Origin of the sequence: Tenacibaculum sp. 1_MG-2023, assembly GCF_030547425.1 — a bacterium.
Classification (GTDB): domain Bacteria; phylum Bacteroidota; class Bacteroidia; order Flavobacteriales; family Flavobacteriaceae; genus Polaribacter.
On sequence record NZ_JAUORH010000018.1, the window covers coordinates 38911 to 58747 of the forward strand.

The following is a 19837-nucleotide window of genomic DNA, read 5'->3' on the forward strand; positions in this document are numbered from 1 at the left end:
TTTGTAAAAACTACTGAGCGCTATCTTTAGCAGTATCTGTTGCTGCCGGTGTAGCAGGAGTAGTTGTAGTTTCAATATTGTTTAAAGTTTCATTTAATTGAGGAGCATCAGCTGCGTTACCTCTTGGAATAGCAAAATTTGCTAATAAAATTAAAGCAAACATAGTAATAGCTAATGTCCAAGTAGTTCTGTCTAAAAAGCTATTTGTATTTTGTACACCTCCAATATTTTGAGCACCACCTCCTCCAAATGATGAAGATAATCCTCCACCTTTAGGATTTTGAACCATTACAATTAAGATTAATGCTATTGCAACAATCAATATTAAAACTAAAAGTAAAGTATACGTTGTCATCTATTTATTGTTTTGTAAAATTTGTATTCTTTTAATTTGGTCTGCAAAGAAACCACTTTTTTCTGGATATTTCAAACTTAATATTTTATATGCTTGAATAGCACTGTCATATTTCTTCTGTTCTAAATATACCTTAGCTAGGGTTTCGGTAGCTAATTGATTATTTTGCTGATTTTCGGATACTTTTATATCTGCAGTATTTGTTTTACTAGGACGAGATATTTTTGGAGTAGTTTCAATAAAACGATCAATAATAGCCTCGTGTTCAGATTTTACTGGAGCTTCTTGTTGCTGCTTGTTTGGAACCTTATTATCAGAAGTTCTTACAATAGCTTTTTTAGAAGATAATTGTAACCATTGATTAAAAGAAAAAGTTTCTTTTTCTGTAAACGAAAGAGGTTTTCCTATAGCTAAACCCTCTTCTATAACTGAAAATTTTGTTGTTTTTCTTCTGTTAAGAATTTTGTCTTTTAAGCTATTTTTTTCTTCTTTTTTAGGTATTTCTTTAAAAGTTTGAGAAGTAATAAAGTCAAATAAAACAGTTCTGTCATTAGTGTGAGAAGCTGTTATTTTTAACTCGTTATTATATTTATAGCTTTCTTGATTCTTTAAAACTTTTAAACGAAGGGCTCTAGCAGATTGAAAATAAGGATATTCTTGAATAATAGCAGTGATATCTGAAAGATGTTCTTGCGAAATTAATTCAGGTTTTTCTAATAATTGTATGTATGTGTCTTTTTTCAAAATTATCCCCAGTCTCCTACAGAAGCATTAAAAATATCTTGTGTAATTCGTTCTAAAATTTCATCTAACGCGGTTTCTAACACAGTACCTGTTAACTGTTGGTTAGCTCCATAATCGTAATAAAAAGAAAAACGTTTTTCAAAATTTTTCTTTTCATTTAAGTTGTTAACAAAATTTACGTTTACAGTAATTGTTAATCGGTTTTGAGCAGCAGTTTGCTGTGCGGTAGCACTCATTGGCGTAACACGGTAATCAACAATTTCACCTGAAAAATGTAAATCACCACCAGAAGAAACTAGAGTTAAGTTGGTTTGGCGTGTAAATAAATCTTGTAAGTCTTGTGTGAATTTTTGACTTAAAGTAGGCTCTACTAATGGAGCTTGGTTAGGGAAAAAATCAACCTGAATTGTTTTTGCATTTCCTGTATCTCCTCCTGTAAAAGAGTATGCTCCACAGCCTAACATTAAAATGATTGTGGTAATGAAAGTAATAGTGTAAAATAAATTTTTCATAAAATCAAATGTAAACAAATTCAAGTTTTATAATGGTATACGACTACTATTATAAGTCGTATTGTTTTATTTTTCGGTATAAAGTTCTTTCAGAAATTCCTAACTCTTTAGCAGCTAACTTACGTTTTCCGTTGTTTTTTTCAAGAGATTTTTTTATCATTTCAATTTCTTTTTCTTGCAATGATAAACTTTCATCTTCCTCAATAGTTTCCGCATAATCATACTCACTTTGGTGAGAAGATGATTTAGGTATTTGTACTACTTCGATGTTTGAAGCTTCTGACAACTCTTGATCTTGATATATACGTTCAATTAAACGATGATTGTCTTCTTGAACTTGTTCAGGGTCATCATTTTGCATTAAGTCTAACGTTAGTTTTTTTAGATCATTAATGTCGTTACGCATATCAAACAAGATTTTATACATGATATCTCGTTCGTTAGCAAAATCTGATTGATTTACAGTTTTACCCCCGACTACAGCAGGTAAATTACTACGATTTTCTGGTAAATATTGAACTAGTTTTTCAGGAGTAATTAATCTGTCTTCTTCAACGATTGATACTTGTTCAGCAATATTTTTTAATTGACGGATATTGCCAGGGAAACGATAGTTTAATAAAATTTTTACTGCATTTTCATTCAATCGTATGGTTGGCATTCGGTATTTTTGTGCAAAATCGGCAGCAAACTTTCTAAATAACAAATGTATGTCCTCTCCACGTTCCCTCAAAGGAGGCAATGGAATTTCTATAGTGCTTAAACGATAGTATAAATCTTCACGAAATTTTTCTTTAGAAATAGCCTCGTGCATATTTACATTGGTAGCAGCTACAATACGAACATTTGTTTTTTGCACTTGAGAAGAGCCTACTTTTATAAACTCTCCATTTTCTAACACACGTAGCAAGCGTACTTGAGTTGTTAATGGTAATTCTCCAACTTCATCTAAAAAGATAGTACCACCATCAGCAACTTCAAAATATCCTTTTCTGGTCTGCGTAGCTCCTGTAAAAGCTCCTTTTTCATGCCCAAATAATTCACTATCAATAGTTCCTTCAGGGATAGCACCACAGTTTACAGCAATATATTTTGCGTGTTTTCTGTGTGATAATTGATGAATTATCTTTGGAATGTTTTCTTTTCCAACACCACTTTCACCAGTAACTAATACTGAAATATCAGTAGGAGCTACTCGAATCGACTTTTCAATTGCGCGATTGAGCTGAACATCGTTACCGATAATGCCAAAGCGTTGTTTTATAGCTTGTAAATTTTCCATATGCCCTTTTAATTTCCCCTAAAAGGGAAAATAGTTTTATAAATTTTTACCAACCACAATAGTTTCCTTCCTTTTGGGAAGGATTAAGGATGGGCTTTAATTATTGTCAGAATATCCAACAGCCGTACCTTTTAAAGTAGTTGAAGTACAGTTTTCAATTTTTACATTTACAAAATCACCTATCTTATAGTTCTCCTTAGGAAAAACTACTACGGTGTTTTGTGTATTACGACCTTTCCATTCGTTTTCGTTTCTCTTTGAAGTTCCTTCGATTAAAACTTCTTGAATTTGACCAATATTTTCTTTGGTTCTGTATAAACTGTGTTCTTGTTGTAAATCGATGATTTCCTGTAAACGACGTTTTTTGATAGCTAAAGGAACATCATCTTCCATTTTTTTAGCGGCTAAAGTCCCTGGTCTTTCAGAGTAAGCAAACATAAAACCGAAACTATATTTTACATGGCGCATTAGGTCTAAAGTATCTTGATGGTCTTGTTCCGTTTCTCCACAGAAACCAGCAATCATATCTTGACTTAGAGCCATTTCAGGAATAATCTTATAAATATCGTTAACTAACTCCATGTATTCTTCGCGAGTATGTTGTCGGTTCATGGCTTTTAACATGGCATTACTTCCACTTTGGACTGGTAAATGAATGTATTTACAAATGTTTTGGTGTTTTGCCATTACATGAATTACATCCAAGGTCATGTCTTGAGGGTTAGATGTAGAAAAGCGAAAACGCATTTTAGGAAATTCAGTAGCGCACATATCTAATAATTGAGCGAAATCTACAGCAGTCGCTTGTGCTAATTCTGAAGCTTTCTTGAAATCTTTTTTCAATCCACCACCATACCATAAGTAAGAATCTACATTCTGACCTAGCAAAGTAATTTCTTTGAAGTTTTTTTCTTTCATACTGCGGATTTCTTCAATAATACTCTTAGGGTCACGACTGCGCTCACGACCACGAGTAAAAGGAACCACACAAAATGTACACATATTGTCACAACCACGAGTAATTGAAACAAATGCAGAAACTCCGTTAGAGTTTAAACGAACAGGAGAAACATCGGCATAGGTTTCTTCCTTGGATAAAATTACATTTACAGCATCACGACCTGCATCTACCTCTTCTATTAAATTTGGTAAATCACGATAGGCGTCTGGTCCTACAACTAAGTCGACAATTTTCTCTTCCTCTAAAAATTTCTCTTTTAATCGTTCAGCCATACAACCTAACACACCAACTTTCATAGTTGGATTTGTTTTTTTAACAGCGTTGTATTTTTGAAGTCTGTTACGAACAGTGGTTTCTGCTTTTTCACGAATAGAACAAGTGTTTACCAATACCAAATCAGCATCTTCAAGGTTTTGAGTAGTATTAAAACCTTGTTCAGCTAAAATTGACGCCACAATTTCGCTATCGTTCATGTTCATTTGACAACCATAACTTTCAATAAAAAGCTTTTTGCTGTTTCCTTCTTTGTGTTCTGTAACAAGGGCTTTCCCTTGTTTCTTCTCATCAATTACTTTCTCTACGTGTTCCATAAATCCTAAAATCGTACTAAATATAGGGTGCAAAGATACAACCAAAATGTGTAATTTGTGACAAATTGACATGGATAGTTTTTTTAAGAAAAAGTAAAATTTTGTTAAAAATGACTCATTAAAAAAAAACTATATACTTTTGCAAACTGAATTATGCCTATATTAATAAGGTGTAAATGAGATAAGAGATATAAGACGTATGGCAAAAAATTTAGTAATAGTTGAGTCACCTGCTAAAGCGAAAACGATAGAGAAGTTTTTAGGAAAGGACTTTCGGGTTGAATCTAGTTTTGGACACATTGCAGACTTACCATCTAAGGAATTAGGTGTAAATGTAGAAGGAGATTTCAAACCAAAATATATAGTTTCTACTGATAAAAAAGCAGTGGTAAAGAAACTGAAAGATTTAGCAAAAAAAGCAGAAACTGTTTGGTTAGCATCCGATGAAGACCGCGAGGGAGAGGCAATAGCATGGCACTTAGCGGAACAATTAAAGTTAAAAGATGAGAATACAAAACGTATTGTTTTTAATTCTATTACTAAAAAGGCGATTTTAAAAGCGATTGAAAATCCGCGTACAATTAATTATAATCTAGTTGATGCACAACAAGCACGACGTGTGTTAGATAGAATTGTAGGATATGAGCTATCTCCTGTTTTGTGGAGAAAAGTAAAACCAGGATTATCTGCGGGTAGAGTACAATCGGTAGCAGTACGTTTGATTGTAGAGCGTGAAAGAGAAATAGAAGGGTTCACTCCTGTGGCTTCTTATCGAGTTGATGCAGAGTTTGTAAATGCAGAAGGTAAAAAATTTAAGGCAAAACTTGCGAAGAATTTCTCAACAAAAAAAGAAGCTGAAGACTTTTTGAATTCTTGTTTAGATGCAGAATTCTCTGTAGCAGATTTACAAAAAAAACCAGCAAAAAAATCTCCTGCACCACCATTTACAACATCTACCTTACAACAGGAAGCATCAAGAAAATTAGGTTTTCCTGTTGCTAAAACGATGATGGTAGCACAACGTTTGTATGAAGCAGGGTTGATAACCTATATGAGAACAGATAGTGTGAACTTATCTGATGATGCAAAAAATGCTGCTCAAGCTGAAATCATTGCTTCTTATGGTGAAGAATATAGTAAACCACGTAATTTCTCTACGAAATCAAAGGGAGCACAAGAAGCACACGAGGCGATTCGTCCAACCAATATGGAGAATCATGAGATTACAGGCGAATACGATCAAACAAGACTCTATAGTTTAATTTGGAAACGTACACTAGCCTCACAAATGAGTGAAGCACAATTAGAACGTACTGTTGTAAAAATAGACAACAATAAAAACAAGAAGCAATTTACTGCAAACGGAGAGGTAATCACTTTTGAAGGTTTCTTAAAAGTATATTTAGAAGGAACCGATAATGAAGAAGAGGAACAAGCAGGTATGTTACCTAAAATGAAGGTGAAGGAGCAATTAATTAATGAGTTAATTACAGCAACTGAACGTTATACACGACCATCAGCGAGGTTTTCAGAAGCAGCTTTAGTAAAACGTTTAGAGGAATTAGGAATTGGTCGTCCTTCTACGTATGCACCTACTATTTCAACAATTCAAAGAAGACAATATATAGAAAAAGGTACTGTAGAAGGAAAGGAAAGGAATTACACACAATTAAGTTTAGCAAACCAAACAGTGTCAGAACAACTCTTAACAGAAAGAGTAGGTTCTGATAAAGGAAAATTAGTTCCAACAGATATTGGAAACATTGTAAATGATTTCTTAGTAGCTAATTTCGATACTATTTTAGACTATGGTTTTACAGCCAAAGTAGAAAATGAGTTTGATGATATTGCTGAAGGAAAAGAAGATTGGACAGCGATGATTAAAGATTTCTACAAAAACTTTCATGTAGTTGTAGAAGATGTTGCTGAAAATGCTGAAAGAGCAAAAGGAGAACGTTTGTTAGGGGTTGACCCAGAAAGCGGTAAAAATGTATATGTGCGTTTAGGGCGTTATGGAGCAATGGTACAAATAGGAGAAGCGACAGACGAAGAAAAACCTCGTTTTGCTAGCTTACAAGGAGACCAAACTATGAATTCAATTACCTACGAAGAGGCGATGGATTTATTTAAGTTGCCAAAAACATTGGGGGATTATGAAGAAAAAGAGGTAATTGTAGCTAACGGAAGATTTGGGCCTTATATTAAGTTTGATGGTAAGTATGTGTCGTTAGACAAAGGAGAAAATCCAATGTCAGTAGACATGGATAGAGCTATAGAACTAATAGAAGCAAAACGGAAAGCAGATGCACCTATTGGAGAATACGACGGTATGCCAATTCAAAAAGGAGTTGGGCGTTTTGGACCTTTTATTAAATGGAATTCTATTTTTATCAATGTCAATAAAAAGTACGATTTTGATAATTTAAGTCAAGCAGATTTAGAAGAGTTAATCGAAGATAAAAAACGAAAAGAGCGTGAAAAGCTAATTCACAACTTTGAAGAAGTTGGTATTCGTGTTGAAAAGGCACGTTGGGGGCGCTTTAATGTAATAAAAGGAAAAATAAAAATAGAGCTTCCTAAAACCACAGAAATAGAAAAGCTAACACAAGAAGAGGCTGTTAAAATGATAGAGGCGAAAACACCAAAGAAAAAAACAACCAAAAAGAAAGCTGTCAAAAAAAAATAAAGAAGCTTTCAAAAAAAAAATAGTTTAGTATATTGCGACCCTTAAATTCCCCTTATCAATGAATATAGACTTCTTTACCCCTGTTGAAGATTCTGTAGCTGCTTATGTAGTTATACAACCTTCTGCTGTATTAGGTAGGAATATTCAGATTCATACTGTTCAAGATGGTTTTCCAGATTTAACGGAAGTTTCTATAGCTGTTTTAGGCGTTAAAGATGATAGAGGTGCAATAGATAATTTTGGTACAGGTAAAGAACTGCACGAAATACGTAAGCATTTATATCAATTATTCCCTGGTAATTGGCATACGCGTATAGCGGATCTTGGGGATATAGAGAAAGGAAATACACTAGAAGATACTTATTTTGCTGTTAAATCATCAATAGCATTTTTACTGAAAAAAAATATACTTCCAATTATAATTGGGGGAGGGCAAGATTTAACTTATGCGAATTATAGGGCTTATGATGAGTTAGAACAAACAGTTAATCTAGTCGCTGTAGATAGCAGATTTGATTTAGGAACATTAGAAGACGAGCTAAGTTCAAGGTCATATGTGAGTAGAATTGTTATGGAACAACCAAACAATTTGTTCAATTTTAGTAATATAGGTTATCAAACATATTTCAATTCACAAGAAGAAATAGATTTATTAGATAAATTATATTTTGATGCTTACAGATTAGGGCAAGTAAAGGATGTAACTTTAGTAGAGCCTATAATGCGTGATGCAGATGTTGTAAGTATTGATATTGGAAGTGTTCGGCAAAGTGAAGCACCTGGGAATAAAAATGCCTCACCAAATGGTTTTTATGGAGAGGAAGTGTGTGCTATTGCACGTTATGCAGGAATTAGCGATAAAGTAACATCCTTTGGGATATATGAGTATAATAGTAAGCTAGATTCAAATTGCCAGACAGCAAATTTAATAGCTCAAGTGATTTGGTACTTTATAGAAGGGGTAAACTCAAGAGCTAAAGATTATCCATTTGTCACAAAAGAAAGTTACCAAAAGTTTACAGTACTTTTGAATGATGATGACCCCATAAATTTCTATAAGAGTGACAAAAGTGGGCGTTGGTGGATGGAAATAAACTTAATATCAAATAATAAACACAAAAGACATGCGTTAATACCATGTAACTATCGAGATTATGAACAGGCGTTGCAACAAAAAACACCAGAAAGGTGGTATAAAGCTTTGCAAAAGCTTGTTTAGTAGAAAGTTGTATGTTCTGTAAAAAATAATAACTCGTAATTGTTTTTTAATAAAAAAAATAATAGGTTTACGCCTCTTTATATAAGAAAGATATAATATGAAAAAAATAACAGTACTTGCATTGTTAGCATCTATCATCTACTCTTGTGGTTCAAGTGGAGATAGAGGAGAATTGGTAGGAGTAAAGTCAAAAAGAAAATGGTTTGCAGAGAAGCCATACGGTATGGCTAAAATTCCAGGAGGATCTTTCACTATGGGGAAACAAGATGAAGACCCTATGGGGGCTATGAATGCTCCAACTAAAACGGTTACTGTACAGCCATTCTACATGGATGAAACAGAAATAACTAATAGTGAGTACAAAGCATTTGTTCATTGGGTTAGAGACTCTATTACAAGAACTAAATTAGCTTACCAAGCAGATTTTGCTTCTTTAGGAGGAGAAAATGCTGAAGCTACAGGTAAAAATGCACAAGGGATACAGTTATATGCTTTTGCATCAAAAGACACAGTAAATGAAACTCCGTATGAGAAATACATGCGTGAAAATTACTATGAGTTAGGTGAAGGACTAGATTCATTGAAACCATTAAATTGGGAAGAAGAACTTATTTGGGATTCTCAAGAATATCCAGATGCAGACTATGTTGAGGTAATGGATTCTCTATATATTAAGAAAGATGAAGCCTTAAATGGAATAAGAACATTTAATACAAAACTATTAAATTATAGGTATTACTGGTTTGATAATGAAGCGGCTGCAAGAACTGGTAAAAATAGAAAAGATTTCTTAAGAGATGAAGTTATAAATGTATATCCAGATACGACAGTATGGATTAAAGATTTTAACTATTCATACAATGACCCAATGCACCAAGAATACTTTGGTCATAAAGCTTACGAAAACTATCCAGTAGTAGGAGTTACTTGGAATCAAGCAAAAGCATTCTGTCACTGGAGAACTCAAACAAAAAATAACTTCCAACGATCAAAACAGAAATTAGGTTTAGTACCAGCATTCAGATTACCAACAGAAGCTGAATGGGAGTATGCTGCACGTGGAGGACTAGATTATGGTAAATACCCTTGGGGTGGACCAAGTACGACAAGTGATAGAGGGTGCTTCTTAGCAAACTTTAAACCAGTTCGTGGAGACTATGCTGCAGATGGAGCTTTATATACTGTCGAGGCGATGTCTTATAATCCTAATGAGTATGGGTTGTTTAATATGGCAGGTAATGTTTCTGAGTGGACAAATACAGCTTATAACCAAATGTCTTATTACATGGGGTCTACAATGAATCCTAATGTAGAAATAAAAGAGAATAGAAGAAAAATTATCCGTGGAGGATCTTGGAAAGATGTAGCATATTTCTTAGAGGTAAGTTCTCGTGATTGGGAATATGCTGATACAGCAAGAAGTTATATTGGATTTAGAACAGTACAAGATTATTTAGGTACTAATAAAAGTAATTAACAAGAAAACAAGAATAAATATTAATCCCCAAAATTTAAAAATCAAGAATTATGGCACAATCAAAATCAACTAAGAAAATGTTCAATATGGCTTACGGTTTAGGAGCCGCAGTAGTTATTATTGGAGCATTATTTAAAATTTTACACTGGCCTTTTGGAAATGAAGTATTAATGGTAGGTATGATTGTTGAAGCAGCAGTTTTCGCATTGTCAGCGTTTGAAGCAGTTGAAGACGATTTAGATTGGACAAAAGTATACCCAGAGTTAGCAGATGGACAATCACTAGGAGGTAAAAAAGGTAAAGAAGCATCTCCAGAAGAAGCACAAAGTATGTTATCTCAAAAGTTAGATAATATTTTAAGCGAAGCTAAATTAGATGCTCAATTAGTTTCTCGTTTAGGTGATAGCATTAAAAATTTCCAAGGAGCAGTAGAGCCATTAGCTTCAGCTTCTCAATCAATTTCAGCTACTAATAGTTACAATGAGCAAATGTCTAGAGCAGCAGCTCAAATGGAGTCTTTAAACAGTTTATATCAAACACAAGTAGAAAGTGCTAGTAGACAAGCTGATTTAAACTCTGCAATGGTAGAGAATTCTCAACGTTTACAAGAACAAATGCAATCGTTAGCAACAAACCTATCTTCATTAAATGGAGTATATGGAGGAATGTTAACTGCAATGTCTAATAAATAATTAATTAGTTTATCTAATTTATTAACTAAACAAACTAATTAATATGGCAGGAGGACAACTATCACCAAGGCAAAAGATGATTAACCTGATGTACTTAGTGTTTATTGCAATGTTAGCAATGAATATGAGTAAAGAGGTATTATCAGCCTTTGGATTAATGAATGAAAAGTTAACAGTAGCAAACGAAAAAGCAACTGAGAAAAATAAAACAGCTTACGAAACGTTAGCTCAAAAAGCAGCAGAACAAGCTAAACAATATGGTGAAGCTAAAGAGAAAACTGATAAATTAAAAGTAGCTGCGGATGAATTGTATGCTTATGTAGGAGACTTAAAGAGCCAAATGACTGGTGATTTAGAAGACAAGGAAGCATATGAAACAATGGATAAGTCTAAGTTTTTAGATGAGTTATTCTTTAAAGGAGGTAAAATATCAAAAGCAGGACAAGAGTTTGTAGCTAAGATTGATGCTTTCAGAAACGATGCAGTAACAGCTTTAGAAGGTACAGAAGTAGCTGATGTAATTGCAGCTCGTTTTAGTACAGCCAAAGAAGAAAACAAAGATGGTAAAAAAATTGACTGGTTAAAATATCATTTTGAAGGATTCCCTTTAATTGCATCTTTAACTAAGTTAACTCAAATTCAAGCAGACATTAAAGCCACAGAATCAGACGCTTTAACAGCTTTATTACAAGGAGAATTACAAAGTGCTGTATCTATGACCAAGTATGAAGCAATGGTTGTTTTTGATAAGAGTGCTTATTATCCAGGAGAAAACTTATCAGGTAGAATTGTATTAGGAAAAAAAGACCCTAATTTAACTGCTGAGAAAGTTACTATAAATGGAGAAGAAGTAGCTAAAGATAAGATTCAAGCAGGACAGGTGATTTTAGACGGTCCAGCTGGTAATGTTGGGGATAAAGAGTTAATTGGTGAATTCCAGTTTAAGGAAGGAGATACTATAGTTCCTATTCCAATTAAAGGAGCTTATGCTGTAATTCCTAGACCAAACGAAGCGTTAGTTTCTGCAGACAAGATGAATGTTGTATACCGTGGTTTATCTAATCCATTAACAATTTCTATTCCAGGAGTACCAGGAAACAAAGTTAGCGCAAGAGCTCCAGGACTGAAAAGAGTTAGAGGAGATAAGTATGCTATGTATCCAGGTAAAGGTAGTGAGGTAAACATCGTAGTTACTGGAACTCCAACTGGTGCATCAAAAGGTGTACGCTCTGTTAAGAAATTTAGAATTAAAGACATACCACCAGCGGTTGGTATGGTTAGAGGTCAATACGGTACAGTAAAAATGCCAAAAGCAAGTGTAGGTAGAGTAAGTGTAGCTGCTGGATTACCAGATTTCTTATTCGATTTAAAACTAAACGTATCTAGCTTTAAAATTAAGGTACCAGGGCAAGTGGCTATTCCTATTAACGGAAGATCTATGAGCTCAAGAGCTAAAGCGGCAATTAATAAGGCAAGAAGAAATGATGTAATTACTATCTTTGATATTAAAGCATCTGTTTCTGGATCTAATTATAGAATCAAAAAGGTATTGCCTGTTAGTATTGAAATTACGAATTAATAAGTAAAAACAAGAAAGTATGAATTGGAAGCGTTTTTATATGGTTTTATTCGCATTTGCAGCAACAAGCTATGCAAGTGCCCAAGCTAACCTTTTAAATGCAAAAAAGGTAGATGAAATTGGATTTAAATCTGAAGCACAAATTGCTTCAGAAGATAACAAACCACTTCCTTATGGCTTTATTAGTGATAGAGATGTATTGTGGTCTAAAGTGGTGTGGGAATATGTAGATTTAAATCAAAAAATAAATCTTCCTTATTATTACCCAATTGATACTATGAATGCTGGATTAACAAGACGTTCTTTATTTGATACCTTATTAAAAGGGATTAAAAATGGGGAAATAAAAGAAGTATATAATGACTCTTATTTCACTACGAAGATTGATATGAATAATATTGAAATGATGATTCATAATCAACGTCAAAATGGAGATTATGTAGATGATTATTATGTACAGTCTCAGGATATTAAAGGCTTTAAGTTAAAAGGCATTTGGTATTTTGATAAGCGTCAAGGTGAGTTAAAATATCGTTTATTAGCTTTGGCTCCAATGGGACCAGATGTACAGGTAATGGGAGTTGAAGAAATTGATGATAGCGAAAGTGTATATCCTTTATTTTGGGTGTTTTTCCCAGATGCTCGTGAAACATTACACAATTCTAAAGTATTCAACCCAGAAAATTCGGCTCAACCACTTTCTTATGACAATTTGTTAAATGCAAGACGTTTCACTTCTACTATTTTGAGAGAAGAGAACATTTATGGAGACAGAGCTATTTCTGATTATGTTCGTGGTAACTCTTTATTTCAATTGTTAGAAGCAAATAGGATTAAAGAAGGTATCCGTAATAGAGAAATGGATATGTGGAATTACTAGTATTCCTTTTCAATATAAACAAAAAAGAGCTTGCAATGCAAGCTCTTTTTTATTGCAATAGTAGTACTTTTGAGTTATGAATGCAGAGGTAGATTATATCATCGTTGGTTTAGGGTTATCAGGAATAGCTTTTACAGAACAATTAATAAAAAACAACAAAAGCTTTATAGTTTTTGAAAATAACTCACAAGTATCATCGGTAGTTGCTGGTGGGGTTTACAATCCCGTAATTTTAAAACGATTTACTCCAGTTTGGAACGGACATGAGCAATTGCAAAAAGCAATCCCTTTTTATAAAGAATTAGAAGAAAAGTTACAACTTACCTTAGATTATAAATTTACCACAAAAAAAGTATTCACAAGTGTAGGAGATGAAAACAACTGGTTCATAGCATCAGATAAACCGATGTTATCTTACTACATGAATCCTAAGGTCTCAAAAGAAAGAATAAAAGGAATTATAGGTGATTATGGATTTGGAGAACTAAAAGGTACAGGGAGAATCGATACGCCTCTATTGGTGAAAACCTATAAAGAATATATCAAGTCATTAAAAAGTCTAGTAAAAGAAGCCTTTGACTATTCAAAAGTAAAGATTGAAAAAGAAATAGTTAGATACGAAGACATCACAGCAAAAAGAATTGTGTTTAGTGAAGGGTTTGGTTTGAAGAAAAATCCATTTTTTAATTATTTACCTCTAAACGGAACCAAAGGAGAAACCATAACAATACATGCTCCTGAATTGAAAATAGATTTTTTATTAAAAGGTAGTGTTTTTATAATGCCACTAGGTAACGATACTTATAAAATAGGAGCAACATTTAACTGGACAGATAAAACCTCGATTCCAACAGAAGAAGGAAGAAAAGAATTGGAGGATAAACTACAAAAAGTTATATCTGTTCCATATACAATAATAGAGCAATCAGCAGGAATACGCCCAACAATTAAAGATAGAAGACCTTTAGTAGGAAAACATCCAAAATATCCAAAATTAGCCGTTTTAAACGGTTTAGGTACGCGAGGTGTAATGGTAGCTCCAACTGTAGCTGAAAACCTCTTTAATCACTTTGAAAGAAATGAAGAGTTAGATAAAGAAATAGATATTGAAAGATTCAGACAAGAATAATAGAATGTATTGTATAGAAAAAACGACTTCTTAAGTGATTAGGAAGTCGTTTTTGTTTTTTTATTATTTTTTTGATTGTAATTCTTCAGCCTCTTTTTTATAACTCACAAAAAGATTAATCCAAATAATTCTTGAAAGTCGTAAGGTAACAGGTGTTAGAATCAAAGAGACAGCAACAATAGCAATGAAACTATGTAAAATAGATAGTCCAATAAATACTTTAGCAATGATAAAAATAGCAACAAAAAGAGCAACTGCTAAACCATAATTAACATACATTGCACCAAAAAAGAAAGAAGGCTCCATCATGTATTTTAAATTACATTTTGGGCAGTTCTCGTGTAATGTAGTAACTTTTTTAGGGTTGAAGTTAAGCTTGTATTTAAAAAACTCCCCTTCATGACAACGAGGACATTTACCATTAAAAATACTATACAATTTACTTCCTTTTCCAAACATTTCTTATAGGTATTAAGTTCAATTAACTATTTGCTTTTTGTAAGTTTGCACAAATTTCAACAAAAATAAAACTATCATTTGTAACTCTAGTTACAAAACCAAAGTAATTTGCTAAAAATATGTTAAACGTACACGATGTATCAGTTTCATTTATGGGAACAGATTTGTTCTCCGGAATCACTTTTAAATTAATAAAAGGAGATAGAATTGGATTGATTGGAAAAAATGGAGCAGGAAAATCTACTTTATTAAAAGTTTTATCAAAAGATATTGAAAGTAGTGGTGGAACGCTAGCATTTGATAAAGATGTACGTATCGGATTTTTACGTCAGGATATTGATTTTGTTCAGGGAAGAACTATTTTAGAAGAAGCCTATCAAGCATTTACTGAAATTAAAGCAATAGAGTTAGATTTAGATGAGATAAACCGACAATTAGCTGAAAGAACCGATTATGAAAGTGAGTCGTATAATCAGTTAATTATTGATTTAAACGAAAAAACAGAACGTTACGAGTTACTAGGAGGTTACAATTATCAAGGCGAAACTGAAAAAATATTACAAGGTTTAGGGTTTCAACGAGAAGATTTTGATAAGTTGACAGATACCTTTTCTGGGGGTTGGCGTATGCGTATTGAGTTAGCAAAACTACTTTTACAGAATAATGATATCTTATTACTCGATGAGCCTACCAACCACTTAGATATCGAGTCGATTATTTGGTTAGAAAACTTCTTAAAAAACTATGCTGGAGCTATTGTGTTGGTATCGCATGATAAGATGTTTTTAGACAATGTAACTAACCGAACGATAGAAATTTCGTTAGGTCAAATTTACGATTATAAAAAACCGTATTCTGAGTTTTTAAAACTACGAGCTGAAATTAAAGAAAAGCAGTTACAAACGCAGAAAAATCAGCAAAAGGAAATAGAGCATACCGAAAAACTAATTGAGAAATTCCGTGCGAAGGCGAGCAAAGCTTCCATGGCACAATCGCTAATTAAAAAATTAGAAAAAGTTGAGCGTATTGAGGTAGATCAAGATGATAATTCAGTAATGAATGTTCGTTTTGCCATATCAAAAGAACCTGGTAAAATTATTGTTGAAGCTGAAAATTTAACCAAGAATTACGGAGAAAAAGAGGTCTTAAAAGATGTAGATTTGTTGATTGAGCGCAATAGTAGAATCGCTTTTGTAGGACAAAACGGACAAGGAAAATCTACGTTAGCTAAAATGATGGTGGGAGAAATTCCATTTGAAGGAGATTTAAAACTAGGGCATAATGTTGAAATAGGTTATTTTGCACAGAATCAGTCGGAAGAATTACCAGCAGAGAAAACGGTACTAGAAATTATGGAAGATGCTGCTACGGATAGTAACCGAATGCGTGTACGAGATATGTTAGGTTCGTTTTTGTTTGGTGGAGAAGCGGTAGATAAGAAAGCCAAAGTGCTATCAGGAGGTGAGCGAAACCGTTTGGCGTTGTGTAAGTTATTGCTATCGCCATTTAATGTGTTAATAATGGATGAGCCTACCAACCACTTAGATATTGCTTCTAAAAATGTATTAAAAAAAGCACTACAAAACTTTGATGGAACGTTAATAGTAGTATCTCACGACCGTGATTTTTTACAAGGATTAACCACCACGGTTTACGGATTTAAAGACCGTGAAATAAAAGAATATTTAGGAGATATCGATTACTTCTTAGAGCAACACAAAATGGAAAGTTTGCGTGATGCTGAGAAAAAAACGGTAGTAACCAAAGAAAAAGATACTTCTAAAAAAGAAGCCTATCAATTATCGAGAGAGCAAGAAAAAGAGCTAAAAAAGCTAAAAAACAAGCTTAATAAAATTGAAACGCAAATCGCAAATTTAGAAGCTGAAATAGAAAAAATAGATTTAGAATTAGCTCAGAATTACGATGAAGTATCTTCACGTCCTAACTTTTTTGAAAACTACAAAGCAAAAAAAGCCAAAGTAGATAAACTCATGGAAGAATGGGAACAAGTTGAGAAGCAGTTAGTTGATTTTTAATATTAAGAATAAAAGCAAAAACTTGTTTTTTACCTCAGTTCTTTGTTGTGCGTAGTTTTTTTATTTAGTTATTCTATTTTTTAAATCCATTTGTCCGTGTAAAATTCTCGTAATTTCAATCGGTAGGTTAATTCGCTTTCGGTAAAAAATGATATGTCGGCTTGTTTTAAGTCCGAATAAGTCATTGGTTATTCCTTCGTAATTTTTTCCTAAATCAGGATTATTAGCAATATATTGGCAACTATCTAATAGTAAGTTATAATATCTGTCAGCTTGTTGTTCAGACCACTTTTCAATTGTGTATTCCCAAATTCCAGTCAAATCTTCAATAGCTTTGTTAGTCAGTTCATATTTAGCCATTCTTTTTATGTCTAGCTTTTAATTCCTGAAGATGTTTCTCTGGGTCAAAATCGTGTGCAATTCCGCTATCAATTCCTTCTTGTATTGCATTTTTCAAAGCGATTACTTTACTTTCTTCGTTTTCTAAAAGCCGAAGTCCAGCTCTAACTACTTCACTTACATTTTTATATCGTCCAGCTGAAACTTGGCTACTTACAAATTGGTCAAAATAATTTCCGAGTGATATTGATGTGTTCTTACTCATAATTCAAATATTTACTCAAAAGTACCAAAAATTGGTAAGTTTTCCAAGTTACACCTAACTACTCTGTATAGCATCTATGAAAAAGCAGTAAGTTGAGCATCTTTAAAGTAGATAAGCAACACAAATTAACCTTGTTAAAGAGCATTCCAAGGATGGGTGTAAAGACAGCTTTATTTTTAATAATTGTAACCGATGGTTTTAAAAAGTTTGAGAACGCATCACAACTTTGTAGTTATGTAGGAATTACACCAACTATAAGGGAGTCATGAAGCAGTAGAAGCAGGATAAGTAAAATAGGAAATCAAAAACTACGAAATTTATTATTTATGTGCAGTTTTAATGCGTGCAAATATAACAAGGCCTGTAAAGCTATTTATGACCGAATAGTAGCCAAGGGAAAGAGTAAAAAGTTAGCATTAATAGCCGTGTATAATAAACTATTAAAGCAAGCATTTGCTATCGCAAAATCAGGGCTAACCTATGATAATAATTATAGAAGTATTTTAGTGAAAAGTTAATGAGTTTTTACTTGTTTTTTACCTCAGTTCTTTGTTGTAGGTAGTTTTTTATACTCGAACTAATCTTAATAATGGTTCAAATGCATAAAGGGCTGGTCTTCTTCCTGAAGATTCTTCTATTGTTCTTAGAAGTTCTTTATCAAGTAGCATTCTTGTAAATCTAGCCGCAGTTGGTCCTGGTATTCCGCTTTTTGAAGTGAATCTATTATTCCTAAATATTGGATTTGTGAAAATATAATCCAATGCATTTACGCTCCATTTTGAAGATAAAGTATCAGAAAAAACATGTTTCATTTCTTCGTATAAATTTTTTATACTTTCAGCTATTTCTAAATTTCTAATTGCTTGTTTTTCAATTGCATTTAAAAAGAAAATACACCACGATTCCCAATCGTCATTTTCTGATACGTTCCTCATAGTATCAATATATTGATCTTTATGTTCTTCTAAATATCCACTTACATAAAAATGAGGTTCTGAAATTGTACCAGATGACCATAATAGTAGTGTAATTAACATGCGTCCAATTCTTCCATTTCCATCTTGAAAGGGGTGAAGTGCTTCAAATTCAAGATGCATTAAAGCCGTTTTTAATTAATATAGGGTCTGAACTTTCCTTTATATATGTAAATAATTGTTCCAATCCATCATTTAATTTTTCAGGACTTATTGGTGTAAATAGGACTTTCTGTTTTATTTTGTCAGCTAAATAGTTTTGTTCAATTTTGTATTGTCCTGGTGCTTTTTGAGCACCTCTTCCAAAGGATAATAATTGTTGGTGTAGAGTTTTTATTAAATGTTGAGATAATGGGTATCCATCTATCATTGCTTTTTGTGCATTTAAAAGAGCTCGTTGGTATAAGATTGTCTCAAATACTTCAGAGCGAACATTTTTTGCTTCTTCTGAATCATTTTCACTATCAGCTTCAAACTTTAGAATTTCATCCATTGTACTAATTGTTCCTTCCATTCTAGAAGAAATTACTGCTTCTTGATTTCTCAATGGCGCTAGTAAAATTTCGCTGTTATGCATGTTTTTAAGCATTTGGTCATATCGAGCTAAAGCATCTGTTGCTTTTAATAATGAATTAACAATTTTACCATAATTTAATTCTTTTGGCGGAAACTTGTCATAGTGATATTGTAGGCTTCCCAAAAAATAGGACAGTTAATAATTCGAATTTACTAACTTTAAATTCAAACTGTCACAATGAAAAACAGCAAATTTAGCGAGAGCCAGATTATTAAAGCTCTTAAGGAAAATGAACAAGGAAGATCCGTTGGTGATTTATCTAGAGAATTAGGAATTGATAAAAGCACGTTCTACTATTGGCGTAAGAAGTATGGAGGTATGGAACAGCAGCAGCTTAAGCGTTTAAAAGAGCTTGAAGAAGAAAATAATAAACTCAAACAGATGTATGCCGATGTGAGTCTTGATAATAAGATGCTCAAGGATGTATTGTCAAAAAAGTTCTAAAGCCTTCCGACAAGAGAGTTCGTGTGAAGTATCTTATCAAAACGTTCGCAGTTCCCATTATCCGTGCCTGTCAAGTTGTAGGACTGAGTAGGTCGATGTGGTATTACCAAAGTAAGAAAGATGATAGCGAGGTTATTGATAAACTAACAGTGTTAGCGGAATCATACCCAACTAGAGGTTTTGATGAATATTATTACAAGATCCGTCGTGAAGGCTTAAAATGGAACAGAAAACGAGTGTTACGTGTGTACCGCGAAATGAAACTCAGTCTACGCCGTAAACATAAAAAACGTTTGGTCAAACGAATAAAACAACCTTTGGAAGCACCTTCGTCACTGAATGAGTGTTGGAGTATGGATTTTATGAGCGATGTGCTTACCGATGGCAGAAAGTTGCGGGTATTTAATGTTATAGATGATTGTAACCGTGAAGCTCTAGCAATAGATGCAGGACTTTCTTATCCTGCGAGAGCTGTAATTGAAACATTGGAGCGTTTAAAAGATGAAATAGGAGCACCTAAATACGTGAGGTGCGATAACGGTCCGGAGTTTACCTCCAAAACTTTTATGAACTGGTGCAAAAAGAACTTTATAGAAATTAAATATACACAACCAGGGAAGCCAATGCAAAACGGATA

20 protein-coding genes and 1 pseudogene are annotated in these 19837 nt (G+C 33.2%); 11 read left to right on the forward strand and 10 right to left on the reverse strand.

Annotated elements, in window-relative coordinates; all coding sequences use genetic code 11:
• Positions 1–10 precede the first annotated feature (10 nt).
• From secG to miaB, 5 genes are all read right to left on the reverse strand, one after another.
• Positions 11–355, reverse strand: a complete 345-nt coding sequence (gene secG / locus Q4517_RS12275; RefSeq protein WP_047788559.1) for a preprotein translocase subunit SecG — start codon at positions 353–355, stop codon at positions 11–13.
• Positions 356–1099, reverse strand: a complete 744-nt coding sequence (locus Q4517_RS12280) for a hypothetical protein (RefSeq protein ID WP_303509835.1) — start codon at positions 1097–1099, stop codon at positions 356–358.
• Between the two features lie 2 nt (positions 1100–1101).
• The gene (locus Q4517_RS12285) at positions 1102–1611 is read right to left on the reverse strand and encodes an LptE family protein (protein WP_303509836.1); all 510 of its coding nucleotides are present in this window, start codon (positions 1609–1611) and stop codon (positions 1102–1104) included.
• 49 nt (positions 1612–1660) lie between these two features.
• On the reverse strand, positions 1661–2893 hold the full coding sequence (locus Q4517_RS12290; protein ID WP_303509837.1) for a sigma-54-dependent Fis family transcriptional regulator: 1233 nt from the start codon (positions 2891–2893) through the stop codon (positions 1661–1663).
• Positions 2894–2989: 96 nt separating this feature from the next.
• Positions 2990–4444 (reverse strand): tRNA (N6-isopentenyl adenosine(37)-C2)-methylthiotransferase MiaB, encoded by a 1455-nt coding sequence (miaB, locus tag Q4517_RS12295; protein WP_303509839.1) that lies wholly within the window; start codon positions 4442–4444, stop codon positions 2990–2992.
• A gap of 199 nt (positions 4445–4643) precedes the next feature.
• On the opposite strand from miaB, the gene topA reads away from it, so the two are divergent.
• The 7 genes from topA to Q4517_RS12330 all read left to right on the forward strand — a co-directional run bounded on the left by topA (position 4644) and on the right by Q4517_RS12330 (position 14106).
• Entirely contained in the window at positions 4644–7130 is a 2487-nt protein-coding gene (gene topA / locus Q4517_RS12300; protein ID WP_303509841.1) for a type I DNA topoisomerase, read from the forward strand.
• A 58-nt stretch (positions 7131–7188) separates the two neighbouring features.
• Entirely contained in the window at positions 7189–8349 is a 1161-nt protein-coding gene (locus Q4517_RS12305) for a formimidoylglutamase (RefSeq protein ID WP_303509846.1), read from the forward strand.
• Positions 8350–8446: 97 nt separating this feature from the next.
• Complete coding sequence (gene gldK, locus Q4517_RS12310; RefSeq protein ID WP_303509849.1) at positions 8447–9826, forward strand: gliding motility lipoprotein GldK; 1380 nt, start codon at positions 8447–8449, stop codon at positions 9824–9826.
• A 50-nt stretch (positions 9827–9876) separates the two neighbouring features.
• Positions 9877–10518, forward strand: coding sequence for a gliding motility protein GldL (gldL, locus tag Q4517_RS12315; protein ID WP_303509851.1), 642 nt, complete (start codon positions 9877–9879; stop codon positions 10516–10518).
• A gap of 43 nt (positions 10519–10561) precedes the next feature.
• The gene (gene gldM / locus Q4517_RS12320) at positions 10562–12097 is read left to right on the forward strand and encodes a gliding motility protein GldM (RefSeq protein ID WP_303509853.1); all 1536 of its coding nucleotides are present in this window, start codon (positions 10562–10564) and stop codon (positions 12095–12097) included.
• Between the two features lie 19 nt (positions 12098–12116).
• Positions 12117–12977, forward strand: coding sequence for a gliding motility protein GldN (gene gldN / locus Q4517_RS12325; RefSeq protein WP_303509855.1), 861 nt, complete (start codon positions 12117–12119; stop codon positions 12975–12977).
• A gap of 76 nt (positions 12978–13053) precedes the next feature.
• Positions 13054–14106, forward strand: coding sequence for an FAD-binding oxidoreductase (locus Q4517_RS12330; protein ID WP_303509857.1), 1053 nt, complete (start codon positions 13054–13056; stop codon positions 14104–14106).
• Positions 14107–14169: 63 nt separating this feature from the next.
• On the opposite strand, the gene Q4517_RS12335 is transcribed toward Q4517_RS12330, so the two are convergent.
• A complete protein-coding gene (locus Q4517_RS12335) occupies positions 14170–14565 on the reverse strand; it encodes a DUF983 domain-containing protein (RefSeq protein ID WP_303509859.1) in 396 nt (131 codons plus the stop codon).
• Positions 14566–14684: 119 nt separating this feature from the next.
• Between Q4517_RS12335 and Q4517_RS12340 the strand changes: the two genes are divergently transcribed.
• The gene (locus Q4517_RS12340) at positions 14685–16601 is read left to right on the forward strand and encodes an ABC-F family ATP-binding cassette domain-containing protein (protein ID WP_303509862.1); all 1917 of its coding nucleotides are present in this window, start codon (positions 14685–14687) and stop codon (positions 16599–16601) included.
• Positions 16602–16661: 60 nt separating this feature from the next.
• Here Q4517_RS12340 and Q4517_RS12345 read toward each other — a convergent pair whose 3' ends face one another.
• Both Q4517_RS12345 and Q4517_RS12350 read right to left on the reverse strand, forming a co-directional pair.
• Positions 16662–16961: a type II toxin-antitoxin system RelE/ParE family toxin gene (locus Q4517_RS12345; protein WP_303509865.1), complete on the reverse strand. Its 300-nt coding sequence runs from the start codon at positions 16959–16961 to the stop codon at positions 16662–16664.
• Positions 16954–17205 (reverse strand): type II toxin-antitoxin system ParD family antitoxin, encoded by a 252-nt coding sequence (locus Q4517_RS12350; protein WP_303509868.1) that lies wholly within the window; start codon positions 17203–17205, stop codon positions 16954–16956. The genes Q4517_RS12345 and Q4517_RS12350 overlap by 8 nt, the downstream gene beginning before the upstream one ends.
• Positions 17206–17297: 92 nt before the next feature.
• On the opposite strand from Q4517_RS12350, the pseudogene Q4517_RS12355 reads away from it, so the two are divergent.
• Positions 17298–17723 (forward strand): annotated as a pseudogene (locus tag Q4517_RS12355) (transposase); the annotation flags it as partial.
• Between the two features lie 48 nt (positions 17724–17771).
• Here the strand turns inward: Q4517_RS12355 and Q4517_RS12360 are convergent.
• Complete coding sequence (locus Q4517_RS12360) at positions 17772–18302, reverse strand: Fic family protein (RefSeq protein WP_303509869.1); 531 nt, start codon at positions 18300–18302, stop codon at positions 17772–17774.
• The gene (locus tag Q4517_RS12365) at positions 18292–18879 is read right to left on the reverse strand and encodes a Fic family protein (protein WP_303509872.1); all 588 of its coding nucleotides are present in this window, start codon (positions 18877–18879) and stop codon (positions 18292–18294) included. Before Q4517_RS12365 ends, Q4517_RS12360 begins: the two co-directional genes overlap by 11 nt.
• A gap of 54 nt (positions 18880–18933) precedes the next feature.
• Between Q4517_RS12365 and Q4517_RS12370 the strand changes: the two genes are divergently transcribed.
• Positions 18934–19200 carry a transposase gene (locus Q4517_RS12370; protein WP_034669045.1) on the forward strand — a complete coding sequence of 89 codons (267 nt, stop codon included), beginning with the start codon at positions 18934–18936 and terminating at the stop codon, positions 19198–19200.
• A gap of 23 nt (positions 19201–19223) precedes the next feature.
• A partial coding sequence (locus tag Q4517_RS12375) for a DDE-type integrase/transposase/recombinase (RefSeq protein WP_303509880.1) occupies positions 19224–19837 on the forward strand: 614 nt, incomplete at its 3' end.

Bases quoted from the DNA above. Each gene is read 5' to 3' on its own strand.
- Q4517_RS12305 (WP_303509846.1), top strand. From the start codon at position 7,189: ATGAATATAGACTTCTTTACCCCTGTTGAAGATTCTGTAGCTGCTTAT.
- secG (WP_047788559.1), bottom strand. From the start codon at position 355: ATGACAACGTATACTTTACTTTTAGTTTTAATATTGATTGTTGCAATA.
- Q4517_RS12335 (WP_303509859.1), bottom strand. From the start codon at position 14,565: ATGTTTGGAAAAGGAAGTAAATTGTATAGTATTTTTAATGGTAAATGT.
- Q4517_RS12290 (WP_303509837.1), bottom strand. From the start codon at position 2,893: ATGGAAAATTTACAAGCTATAAAACAACGCTTTGGCATTATCGGTAAC.
- Q4517_RS12350 (WP_303509868.1), bottom strand. From the start codon at position 17,205: ATGAGTAAGAACACATCAATATCACTCGGAAATTATTTTGACCAATTT.
- topA (WP_303509841.1), top strand. From the start codon at position 4,644: ATGGCAAAAAATTTAGTAATAGTTGAGTCACCTGCTAAAGCGAAAACG.
- gldL (WP_303509851.1), top strand. From the start codon at position 9,877: ATGGCACAATCAAAATCAACTAAGAAAATGTTCAATATGGCTTACGGT.
- gldN (WP_303509855.1), top strand. From the start codon at position 12,117: ATGAATTGGAAGCGTTTTTATATGGTTTTATTCGCATTTGCAGCAACA.
- Q4517_RS12370 (WP_034669045.1), top strand. From the start codon at position 18,934: ATGAAAAACAGCAAATTTAGCGAGAGCCAGATTATTAAAGCTCTTAAG.
- Q4517_RS12340 (WP_303509862.1), top strand. From the start codon at position 14,685: ATGTTAAACGTACACGATGTATCAGTTTCATTTATGGGAACAGATTTG.
- gldM (WP_303509853.1), top strand. From the start codon at position 10,562: ATGGCAGGAGGACAACTATCACCAAGGCAAAAGATGATTAACCTGATG.
- Q4517_RS12345 (WP_303509865.1), bottom strand. From the start codon at position 16,961: ATGGCTAAATATGAACTGACTAACAAAGCTATTGAAGATTTGACTGGA.
- miaB (WP_303509839.1), bottom strand. From the start codon at position 4,444: ATGGAACACGTAGAGAAAGTAATTGATGAGAAGAAACAAGGGAAAGCC.
- Q4517_RS12360 (WP_303509869.1), bottom strand. From the start codon at position 18,302: ATGCATCTTGAATTTGAAGCACTTCACCCCTTTCAAGATGGAAATGGA.
- gldK (WP_303509849.1), top strand. From the start codon at position 8,447: ATGAAAAAAATAACAGTACTTGCATTGTTAGCATCTATCATCTACTCT.
- Q4517_RS12330 (WP_303509857.1), top strand. From the start codon at position 13,054: ATGAATGCAGAGGTAGATTATATCATCGTTGGTTTAGGGTTATCAGGA.
- Q4517_RS12285 (WP_303509836.1), bottom strand. From the start codon at position 1,611: ATGAAAAATTTATTTTACACTATTACTTTCATTACCACAATCATTTTA.